General features: G+C 46.4%; 11 protein-coding genes. 5 read left to right on the top strand and 6 right to left on the bottom strand.

The annotated features are described in order from the left end of the window. On the top strand, positions 1 to 357 hold a 357-nt coding region (locus tag A1D16_RS13315), incomplete at its 5' end, for a type I restriction enzyme HsdR N-terminal domain-containing protein (protein ID WP_290710252.1). 50 nt (positions 358 to 407) lie between these two features. Here the strand turns inward: A1D16_RS13315 and A1D16_RS13310 are convergent. The 5 genes from A1D16_RS13310 to A1D16_RS13290 form a co-directional block, all read right to left on the bottom strand. Beyond that, positions 408 to 1,826 carry a Glu/Leu/Phe/Val dehydrogenase gene (locus A1D16_RS13310; RefSeq protein WP_290710250.1) on the bottom strand — a complete coding sequence of 473 codons (1,419 nt, stop codon included), beginning with the start codon at positions 1,824 to 1,826 and terminating at the stop codon, positions 408 to 410. Positions 1,827 to 1,902: 76 nt separating this feature from the next. Then, positions 1,903 to 2,133, bottom strand: coding sequence for a CcmD family protein (locus tag A1D16_RS13305; RefSeq protein WP_290710248.1), 231 nt, complete (start codon positions 2,131 to 2,133; stop codon positions 1,903 to 1,905). Continuing rightward, positions 2,126 to 2,815 (bottom strand): cytochrome c biogenesis protein CcsA, encoded by a 690-nt coding sequence (gene ccsA, locus A1D16_RS13300; RefSeq protein ID WP_366206802.1) that lies wholly within the window; start codon positions 2,813 to 2,815, stop codon positions 2,126 to 2,128. The genes A1D16_RS13305 and ccsA overlap by 8 nt, the downstream gene beginning before the upstream one ends. 52 nt (positions 2,816 to 2,867) lie before the next feature. Then, complete coding sequence (locus A1D16_RS13295) at positions 2,868 to 3,518, bottom strand: heme exporter protein CcmB (protein WP_290710244.1); 651 nt, start codon at positions 3,516 to 3,518, stop codon at positions 2,868 to 2,870. A gap of 3 nt (positions 3,519 to 3,521) precedes the next feature. After that, complete coding sequence (locus A1D16_RS13290) at positions 3,522 to 4,091, bottom strand: thymidine kinase (RefSeq protein ID WP_290710242.1); 570 nt, start codon at positions 4,089 to 4,091, stop codon at positions 3,522 to 3,524. Between the two features lie 132 nt (positions 4,092 to 4,223). On the opposite strand from A1D16_RS13290, the gene A1D16_RS13285 reads away from it, so the two are divergent. Continuing rightward, positions 4,224 to 4,937, top strand: coding sequence for a hypothetical protein (locus tag A1D16_RS13285; RefSeq protein WP_290710240.1), 714 nt, complete (start codon positions 4,224 to 4,226; stop codon positions 4,935 to 4,937). Here the strand turns inward: A1D16_RS13285 and A1D16_RS13280 are convergent. After that, entirely contained in the window at positions 4,904 to 6,175 is a 1,272-nt protein-coding gene (locus tag A1D16_RS13280) for a glycosyltransferase N-terminal domain-containing protein (protein ID WP_290710238.1), read from the bottom strand. The two genes, A1D16_RS13285 and A1D16_RS13280, sit on opposite strands and share 34 nt — an antisense overlap. Before the next feature lie 99 nt (positions 6,176 to 6,274). Between A1D16_RS13280 and A1D16_RS13275 the strand changes: the two genes are divergently transcribed. The 3 genes from A1D16_RS13275 to A1D16_RS13265 are packed head-to-tail and all read left to right on the top strand — an operon-like array spanning position 6,275 to position 9,733. Continuing rightward, positions 6,275 to 7,408: a DegT/DnrJ/EryC1/StrS family aminotransferase gene (locus A1D16_RS13275; RefSeq protein ID WP_290710236.1), complete on the top strand. Its 1,134-nt coding sequence runs from the start codon at positions 6,275 to 6,277 to the stop codon at positions 7,406 to 7,408. 15 nt (positions 7,409 to 7,423) lie between these two features. Further along, a complete protein-coding gene (locus A1D16_RS13270; RefSeq protein WP_290710234.1) occupies positions 7,424 to 8,743 on the top strand; it encodes a UDP-glucose/GDP-mannose dehydrogenase family protein in 1,320 nt (439 codons plus the stop codon). A gap of 6 nt (positions 8,744 to 8,749) precedes the next feature. After that, positions 8,750 to 9,733 (top strand): UDP-glucuronic acid decarboxylase family protein, encoded by a 984-nt coding sequence (locus tag A1D16_RS13265; protein ID WP_290710232.1) that lies wholly within the window; start codon positions 8,750 to 8,752, stop codon positions 9,731 to 9,733. Positions 9,734 to 9,869 lie beyond the last annotated feature (136 nt).

Here is a 9,869-nt window from a genome sequence, read left to right as displayed (position 1 = left end):
AAAAAATGGTTGGTGCTGACTCCAGAGGAATGGGTACGGCAACATTTCCTGCAATACCTGGTTCAGGTGCAGCAATATCCCAGTTCATTTATTGCAGTGGAAAAGACTGTGAAATTAGGGGAGTTGAATAAGCGGTTTGATCTGCTGGTATACGACCGCTTGCACCAGCCCTGGCTGATGGTGGAGTGTAAGGCGATGGAAGTGCCGCTCACCGAATCGGTATTGCATCAGATTCTTCGGTACAACCTGGCTATTCCCGTTCCTTTTCTGGTGATCACCAATGGAAAAGACTGTGTAGGATATCACCGTTCCAATGGCCGGTTAAGCTTGCTGACAGAGTTGCCGGAGTATTTGTAAGGTGGTAAGGTGTCAGATACATGTTAGAACATGTATCTGACACCTACCAGTTAAGGGAAAATTCCGAGTTCCTCGTAACTGGTAGCTACTTTGTTAATCGCAACCACATAAGCCGCGGTACGCATATCCGGAATCGACGGATTATTTTTCCAGCAATCCATGATTTCACGGGTAGCAGTTATCATGGTTTCTTCCAATCCGGAATATACCAGGTCTACCTCATCCGGACCATGTTCTATCATGATCTTATGATTTTCGGCTACTTTTTTACCTGTCAGGTTTTCGATCTGGTTCAGAATGTTCTTATTCTGATTCTCGGTAAATCGTTTTTCCAATCGGCCATACCGTACATGGCTCAGGTTTTTCAACCATTCGAAATATGATACCGTTACGCCGCCGGCATTCAGGTACATATCCGGTACTACCAGGGTGCCTTTTGCCGCAAATACCTCATCGGCTTCGGGGGTAAGCGGCCCATTGGCAGCTTCTCCTATCACGCGGGCTTTAATACGGGGGGCATTCTCTCCGTTAATTACATTTTCCAAAGCGGCAGGAATCAGGATTTCACAATCAAGTTCCAGTGCATCGTCTGAATTAGCCAGGTTTAAGGCCCCTGGAAAATTCAGGATAGAGCCGGTCTTTTTACGGTGCTGGAATACTTCGTCTTCATTCAAGCCATCGGGGTTCATGATAGCGCCTTCAAATTCTGCGATCGCAATAACCTTTGCACCACCTTCCCGGAAAAACTTGGCAGCATGATAGCCCACGTTTCCAAGTCCCTGTATTACCACTGTTTTACCTTCAATGCCAAGATCAAGCCCCAACCGTTGCATTACATCGGGCATATTGCAGACCTCGCGGATGCCATAAAATACACCCAGGCCGGTTGCTTCCCGACGACCTCGTACTCCCCCCTGTGTTACCGGCTTTCCTGTTACGCATCCCAGGGCATCTACCTCACCTGGTTTCATACTCATGTAGGTATCCAGGATCCAGGCCATTTCACGTTCACCGGTTCCATAATCCGGTGCCGGAACATCCGTACCCGGACCAATAAAATTCTTTTTGATCAGTTCATGGGTATAGCGGCGGGTTATCTTCTCCAGCTCATAGGCGGTGTATTTTTTGGGGTCGATAGAGATACCCCCCTTTGCTCCCCCGAAGGGTACGTTTACAATAGCGCATTTGTAGGTCATCAGTGCGGCCAGTGCCATCACCTCATCCAGGTTCACCGCTGTTGCAAAACGGATTCCTCCTTTACAAGGTGTTTTGTGGTGCGAATGCTGCACCCGATAAGCCTTGATTACTTCAATCTGATCGCCGATTTTAACCGGGAAATGCATCCGGTAAACGGAATTACACTGTTTAATTTGTTCAAGGATTCCCGGATCCCAGTTGGTGAACTTGGCTGCCTTGTCAAAGCTCTTCTCTACTGCTCCAAAGAAGCTGTACTCTTGATGTCCAGACATGTTGTTCGTTTTTGAATGTGTTTTTATATGTGTTTACGCAATCGCTGAAAGGATACGAACCTATAACGAATAAATCTCAGCCTTCTTTTTCCAGCCGGCTGATTTTTCTGTCGAGCCGGATCAAATACAAAATAACCCCGGTAACAACGGTAATTACTACCGCTACCACCACATAGATTTTACCATTTGCATGGAGGCCATCCGCCATCTGAACCGGTGCATCCTCGTTCATCGGGCTTTGTGCGAGCAGGGAACTGCCGGTTAAGAACAAACCGGCGAATAATGCCATCCATTTTATATTACGCATGTTGCAGTTTTTTTTCTTCCAATTTTTTGAGCCGGATATGGAGGCTTGCGATCCATACGCCTGCCAGTGTCCACCCGGGAAATGCAATGAAATAAAACAGGTACCTCATCCGGCTGTCTACATCGCCCGGGTTTAGTGCCGGGTTGCCCATGCCACCCGGGTGTAGGCTTTCCAATAACCGGGGAATGATCCAAATAGTTGGAAAGAGCATTGCGAAGGCGAAAATATTATATACCGCCCCGATTTTTGCCCGTTTATCAGGATCCAGCATGGAGTTCCGGAGCACCAGGTAAGCAAAGTAAATCAGGAAAGCAATGGCGGCACCGATCTGTTTGGGGTCATTGCTCCAGGGCTTTCCCCAGGTATAGTTAGCCCAGATCATACCGGTGCTTAATCCCAATACACAGAATAACAAGCCCACATTGGCAAATTCCACCGCTTTTATGTCGTGTTCCAGGTTGCCGGAGCGAAGGTATTTCACAGAAAAAACCACCGATACAATAAAAAAGATCATCATCCCGAACCACATCGGAACATGGAAATAATAATTGCGGATGGTTTCATTGAGAATGGGTTTGGCAGGAACATCGCCCAATAATCCGGCTACAGAAATAATCAGCAGCTGTACGATACAAAGAATTTTCCACCAGGCTAATCGCATAGAGTCGTATAAGTGCCGCAAAATTAGGGGAAATGCAAGAAGGGGCAAAGCCGCCCCACCCGGCTGCCCGGGCTTAGTCTTTCCAGAGGAAGGGAAACAGAATAATGGCCAGGGCTACTACCAGCAGGTCCAGGCCCGCCAGCAGCAGAACGATCATACCCAGGCTGTCCTGGATAACCTGGCTAAAAGCGGTATTGGCCAATTTCATCATCAGTAAAATTTGAGGAATAATTAACGGGAAACCCAGGATAGCCATCAGGGCTGCATTTTGCTGAGCCCTGGCTGCAATGGCGGATAAAAAGGTGAAAACAAGGCTTAGCCCTAGTCCGCCTAATACCGCCACGCCCATAAACCGGGCTCCGTTCTGTACCGGGTTTCCTAGTAGTAAGCCGAATAAAACCCAGGAAATAAGGCTTAAAACAGCCATCAGCAGCATGTTGAATATCAGTTTGGAAAGAATGAAATCACGGGCACCGGCAATGGAATAGAAATAAAGCAGGCGTCCCCTGCTTTCCTGTAAAAAGCTTTTTGCAACCGCATTTACGCAAACAAAGAGCTGGATCATCCAGAAAAGCCCATTCCAGACATGGTCTTCGGGCTGCCCCATAGCCAAAAACAATACAAAAATGGTACTGGCCACATATAATATGATTCCATATAACGTGTATTGCTGGCGGAACTCCAGCAAAAGATCTTTTTTAAAAAGGGCAATTACAGATTTCATGCATCAGGATTTTTCTTCGTAACAGGTACGGCATCTGGGTTCATAGGTTTCTTTTTCGCCCAGCACTACCTGGTTATGGAGGGCCAGCTTTCGATAGCTGAAAGAGGCGATATTTCCACATTTAACACAAATGGCATGCAACTTGGTGATATAATCTGCCTTGGCCAGCAAAAAAGGCATTTGCCCAAACGGCTTCCCGAGGTAGTCCATATCCAGTCCGGCTATTATGACCCGGATCCCCTGGCGTGCCAACTGATCGCACACTACGGGTAACTGGTCATCAAAAAACTGGGCTTCGTCAATTCCTACCACATCCACATTGGAAGCCATTAAAAGCATGGTTTGGGAATTGTCAATAGGCGTGGATTGAATGGCATTTTCGTCATGGGAAACGATCTGAACTTCATCGTAGCGCACGTCAATAGCCGGTTTGAAAATTTCCACTTTCAGGTTGGCAATGCGGGCACGTTTCAGACGACGGATCAGTTCTTCTGTTTTTCCTGAAAACATGGAACCACAGATCACTTCTATCCATCCCCGGCGGCCGCCATTTAAAGTAGGTTCTATAAACACGTTTAAACAAGTTGGTAGGGAACGATGCCCTGCTCGCAAGGTTAACAGAACCTTTGAAAGCAGATGTAATAGTTCCGATATTATTTTAATAACTTTATGAATTCCAATACTAACCCAAAAGTACCATATCAAATGGAAAGAGTTAGAGCACTGATTAATAAGCTGCAGGAACAAATGGACCAGGATGCGGATGCCACCGCTTTATTGCGGACTGTCCAGCTGTTACAAACAGCCCTTCAGGAACAGGCTTCTTCTTCCATTGTCCGGAGTGGAAATTCAAAAGTAGCGGTAGTGTTACCGGCCGGCAGCACCGGAATGCCTAAAAAAGCGATGGAATCGCCCGCCGCCCCAGCACCTGTTGCCGTTGCTGCAGTGCAACCCCGTCCGGAACCGGAAGAAAAACCTGTTGAACCAGCTTCCGCGCCGGATACGGCCGTACCAGCCGATTGGTTACATTCCCTGATGCAGGAAATACCCACCCTGGCCCATCAGAAAGAAATCCGGGAATTGAACGATGTGATGAGTCAGCAATTAAATGGGGGATCGCTGAATGATAAGCTAAAACAAGCCTCCATTGAAGTGGCCGAAGTGCTTACCCGAGAACCGGTTCGGGACCTTAAGAAAGCCATTGGTATAAATGATCGTTTTGTTTTTGTGCAGGAATTATTCAGGGGCGATGAAGTGATGTACGAACGAAGCATTAAAACCATTAATTCCTTCAACATCTTACAGGAAGCAGAATACTGGATAGAACGGGAGCTCAAACTTAAACTGGCCTGGGACGATTCCAAAGATACGGTACGTCATTTTTGTCAGTTGGTAAGAAGGCGGTTCTCCTCTAAATAAGCCTGGATTTTTTCGCTGGCACCCCGCTGGCGGACAACAAATAACCGGGCTGCTTCGGAAGCCTGGGCCAACGCTTCCTTATTTTCCAGCAGTTGATTAAATAAGGCTTCAAGTTCAAGCGCATTTTCAACAGCAAAACCGCCTCCGGCTTCAATCAGTTGGGCAGCCTCCGGAAACCGGTCATACACCGGCCCATGTAGCACAGGCATTCCATATACGGCAGCTTCCAGGATATTGTGCAGGCCATCGTCTCCGAATCCACCTCCCACATAGGCAATAGTTCCATATTTATAAAGGCGTGATAACATGCCGATATTGTCAATTATCAGCACATTGGCAGTATTTTCATGCTTGTATGCCTTATTTTCCAGCTGACTAATCCATTCCGAATACCGGATGGTGTGTTTGAACAGGGCCTCTATTTCTGCCAGGTGGGCCGGCGCTATTTCATGCGGGGCAATGATAAAGCGCAGATCCTGCCGAAGGTTGGCAAAATGATCCAGTTCTTCCTCATCTTCCGGCCAGGTGCTTCCGCATACGATTACAGGATGGTCTTTTACAAAAGCCGCTATTCCATCTACCGGTATAAATTTTTCAGCTATTGCCGAAACCCGGTCGTAGCGTGTATCTCCGGCAACCGTTACCCGTGTAATGCTGATAGCCTTTAAAAGTTCGAACGAAGCGGTATCCTGTACAAAAAGATGGTCAAAGCAACTCAGCATATGCCGGTGTAAGTGTCCGAAGCGGTGAAAAAAAGGCTGTGATTTCCTAAATCGCCCCGCAATCAGCAGTACAGGAATCTTTTTCTTTAACAGCGTATTCAGGTAATGGTACCAGAATTCATACCGTACCCAGATTACGACCGAGGGAGAAAGCTGCTCAATAAAAAAACGGGCATTTCTTGCACTGTCCATAGGCAGGTAACAGACCAGGTCAGCGCCGGCATAGTTTTTCCTGACTTCATAACCCGAAGGGGAAAAAAAACTCAGTGCAATTCGGTAATCCGGATAACTGCCCCGGATCCATTCCAAAACCGGCCTTCCCTGTTCAAATTCTCCCAGGGAGGCACAATGCATCCATACCAGGGGGCGGTGATCCGTACCTATTTGCTGTTTCAACCGATTTTGCCAGTCGGCTCTGCCGGTTACCCATTTCCGGGCTTTGGGATTCCAGAAAGCTGCCAGCCCCAGGGCCCAGCGGTATAATAAGAGGAATAAATTATATAGTAAAAGACTCACTTAATCAGGTGGTTAATGTGAAGCAAAGCTAAATTCAAAGTTCCAGCCAACCTATATTTCGCTATTTTTGTGCCCATTTTAAAAAGAGGAGGTTGATCTATGCGCCCAATTCAAATGGTTGATTTAAAGCAGCAATATCAGCAAATAAAAGCAGAAGTAGACGCTGCTATTCATGAAGTGCTGGATACAGCGGCCTTTATTAATGGTAAAGCAGTACAGGATTTCAATAAGTCGCTCGAGGCCTACCTGCAGGTAAAACATGTAATCCCCTGTGCCAATGGAACCGATGCGCTTCAGATTGCCATGATGGCGCTTGATCTTCAACCCGGAGATGAAGTGATAACTCCTTCCTTTACCTATATTGCTACTACCGAAGTGGTGGCCTTATTACGGCTTCAGCCGGTATTCGTGGAAGTGGATCCTCAAACTTTTTGCATAGACCCTGCCGCCATAGAAAAAGCCATTACGCCCAAAACAAAGGCAATTGTACCTGTACATTTATACGGACAGGCAGCCAATATGGAGGCCATCATGGCCATTGCTGAGAAATACGGCATCCCGGTAATTGAAGACAATGCTCAGGCAATTGGAAGCGATTATTATTATAGTGATGGACGTGTTCAGAAAACCGGCACCATCGGCACCATTGGTTGTACGTCCTTTTTCCCGTCTAAGAACCTGGGTTGTTATGGAGATGGTGGCGCTATCTGTACCAATGACGATCAACTGGCTGCCAAAATGAAGATGATTGCCAACCATGGACAAAAAGTTCGGTATTACCATGAAATGGTGGGTTGTAACAGCAGGCTGGACAGTATTCAGGCAGCGGTATTAAATGTTAAACTTCCCCGGCTAGATACATATATAGCCGCCAGAAGAAATGCAGCAGATTTTTACGATAAGGCCTTTGCCGGGAATAAAAAAATCACCACACCTTACCGCGCAGCCAATAATAAACATGTCTTTCATCAGTATACCCTGCTGTTGGAAGGGGTAAACCGCGATGGCCTGCATCAATTCCTGGCCGAAAAGCAAATTCCGTCTATGATCTATTACCCGGTACCTGCTCACCGGCAACAAATGTTTGCAGCATTTGGAAGTGGAGAAACGCACCTGGAAATAACAGATTGGTTAACCGAGCGGGTTATTTCTTTGCCTATGCATACGGAACTTGATGAGGAGCAGTTGAACTATATCACCGCACAGGTTTTGGAATACATACATAATCATTAAACTAGATAGATCCTCATGAAAATTACAGTAGTTGGAACCGGGTATGTTGGATTGGTAACAGGTACCTGCTTTGCTGAAACCGGCAATGAAGTTATCTGTGTTGATATTGACCAGTCAAAAGTGGATCGGCTTACCAATGGTGAGATCACAATTTATGAACCCGGGTTGGAGAAATTGTTTTTGCGTAATCTGAAAGAAGGCCGGCTGAGTTTTACCACCAGTTTGGCAGAAGGAATCAAAGAGGCAGCGATCATTTTTCTGGCCTTACCCACCCCGCCCGGCGCCGATGGTGCTGCCGACTTGAAATATGTGCTGGGGGTGTCGGAGGAAATTGGAAAACTACTAACAGATTACAAAGTACTGGTTGATAAAAGTACGGTTCCTGTAGGAACCGCCGATAAAGTAAGAGCAGCGGTTGCCAGGAATTATGCAGGTGAATTTGATGTGGTATCGAATCCTGAATTTTTGCGGGAAGGCGTAGCTGTGGATGATTTTATGAAACCCGACCGCGTTGTAATTGGTGTCAGCTCTGATCGGGCCAGAAAATTAATGGGTGAGCTGTACGCACCATTTGTAAGATCTGGTAACCCGGTAATTTATATGGATGAACGATCTGCAGAACTCACCAAATATGCCGCTAATTCCTTCTTGGCTACCAAAATTTCCTTTATGAACGAAGTGGCGCAGCTTTGCGAAAGGCTGGGTGCGGACGTAGATATGGTTCGCCTGGGTATTGGTAGCGATGATCGAATCGGAAAACGCTTTTTGTTTCCCGGCATCGGGTATGGAGGAAGCTGTTTCCCGAAAGACGTGCAGGCTCTGGTTCAATCTTCCGCGCAGGCAGAATATGATTTTAAGATTCTGAATGCCGTAATGGAAGTCAATGAAAAGCAAAAAACACACCTCCTGCCCAAAATCAGGCGATATTATGGAAATGCGCTGAAGGGCAGGCATTTTGCTTTATGGGGACTTGCCTTCAAGCCCAATACCGACGATATCCGGGAAGCTCCTGCACTGTATATGATCGACGCCTTACTGGCAGAAGGAGCTACGATTACCGCCTTTGACCCCGAAGCAATCCGCAATGTCAAACAATTACTGGGCGATAAAATACGTTATGCTGACAACCAATACGATGCGCTCCAGGACGCCGATGCCCTGTTGATTGCTACCGAATGGAACGAGTTCCGAACCCCCGATTTTCTGAAAATGGTTACCCGGATGAAATCAAAAGTGATTTTTGACGGAAGAAACCTGTTTGATATCCGGGCTATCAGTGAACTGGGTTTTCATTATGAAAGTATTGGTCGTAAAACCGTATCAAATTCAAAATAGAACGGCATGCAAAAAAGAGTGTTGATTACAGGAGCTGCCGGTTTTCTCGGCTCTCACCTATGTGACCGTTTTATCAAAGAAGGTTATCGGGTGGTGGGCATGGACAACCTGATCACCGGCGATCTGAAAAATATAGAACATCTGTTTAAACTGGAACAGTTTGAGTTCTATCACCATGATGTCAGCAAGTTTATTCATGTGCCGGGTGAGCTGGATTATATTTTACATTTTGCTTCGCCTGCCAGCCCAATCGATTACCTTAAAATTCCCATTCAAACCCTGAAAGTGGGTGCATTGGGTACTCATAATTGCCTGGGTTTAGCAAAGGCCAAAGGTGCACGGATATTAGTGGCATCTACTTCGGAAGTGTACGGCGATCCGCTGGTTCATCCGCAAACGGAAGAGTATTGGGGCAATGTGAACCCGGTTGGTCCGAGAGGTGTATACGACGAGGCTAAACGTTTTATGGAGTCCATTACCATGGCTTATCATACCTACCATAATGTGGAAACCCGGATTATCCGCATTTTTAATACCTATGGTCCAAGAATGCGTTTAAACGATGGTCGGGCTCTTCCGGCATTTATCGGACAGGCATTAAGAGGGGAGGACCTGACTGTATTTGGAGATGGATCCCAAACCCGGTCTTTCTGTTATGTAGATGACCTGGTGGAAGGAATTTATCGCCTCCTGATGAGCGACTATTCTAATCCGGTAAATATTGGCAACCCCGACGAAATTACTTTGAAAGAATTTGCAGAGGAGATTATAAAGCTAACGGGTACCAACCAGAAAATTGTGTATCGTCCGCTACCAGCTGATGATCCCAAACAACGCAAACCCGATATTACAAAAGCCAAAGAAATACTTGGATGGGAGCCGGTTATAAACAGGGCAGAAGGCGTGAAAATAACCTATGACTATTTTAAATCTCTGCCTCATGAAGAATTGTTTAAACAACCCAAAGAATTTAAAAGCGTAAACAGATGAGTATTCACCAGGATCTGCTCGACAAAAAAGCCAAACTAGCCGTTATCGGCCTGGGTTATGTAGGTTTGCCGCTTGCATTGGAATTTGCCCGAAAATTATCGGTAATAGGTTTCGACATCAATGCCCGAAGAGTGGA

Source organism: Flavihumibacter sp. CACIAM 22H1, from assembly GCF_001601815.1.
GTDB lineage: Bacteria > Bacteroidota > Bacteroidia > Chitinophagales > Chitinophagaceae > Flavihumibacter.
The sequence above is the reverse complement of the archived record's forward strand: the minus strand, read 5'-3'. Positions and strand labels throughout refer to the sequence as shown.

Excerpts from the sequence above, each read along its gene's own strand:
- A1D16_RS13295 (WP_290710244.1), bottom strand. The coding sequence starts at position 3,518 with ATGAAATCTGTAATTGCCCTTTTTAAAAAAGATCTTTTGCTGGAGTTC.
- A1D16_RS13305 (WP_290710248.1), bottom strand. The coding sequence starts at position 2,133 with ATGCGTAATATAAAATGGATGGCATTATTCGCCGGTTTGTTCTTAACC.
- A1D16_RS13275 (WP_290710236.1), top strand. The coding sequence starts at position 6,275 with ATGCGCCCAATTCAAATGGTTGATTTAAAGCAGCAATATCAGCAAATA.
- A1D16_RS13310 (WP_290710250.1), bottom strand. The coding sequence starts at position 1,826 with ATGTCTGGACATCAAGAGTACAGCTTCTTTGGAGCAGTAGAGAAGAGC.
- A1D16_RS13285 (WP_290710240.1), top strand. The coding sequence starts at position 4,224 with ATGGAAAGAGTTAGAGCACTGATTAATAAGCTGCAGGAACAAATGGAC.
- A1D16_RS13265 (WP_290710232.1), top strand. The coding sequence starts at position 8,750 with ATGCAAAAAAGAGTGTTGATTACAGGAGCTGCCGGTTTTCTCGGCTCT.
- A1D16_RS13270 (WP_290710234.1), top strand. The coding sequence starts at position 7,424 with ATGAAAATTACAGTAGTTGGAACCGGGTATGTTGGATTGGTAACAGGT.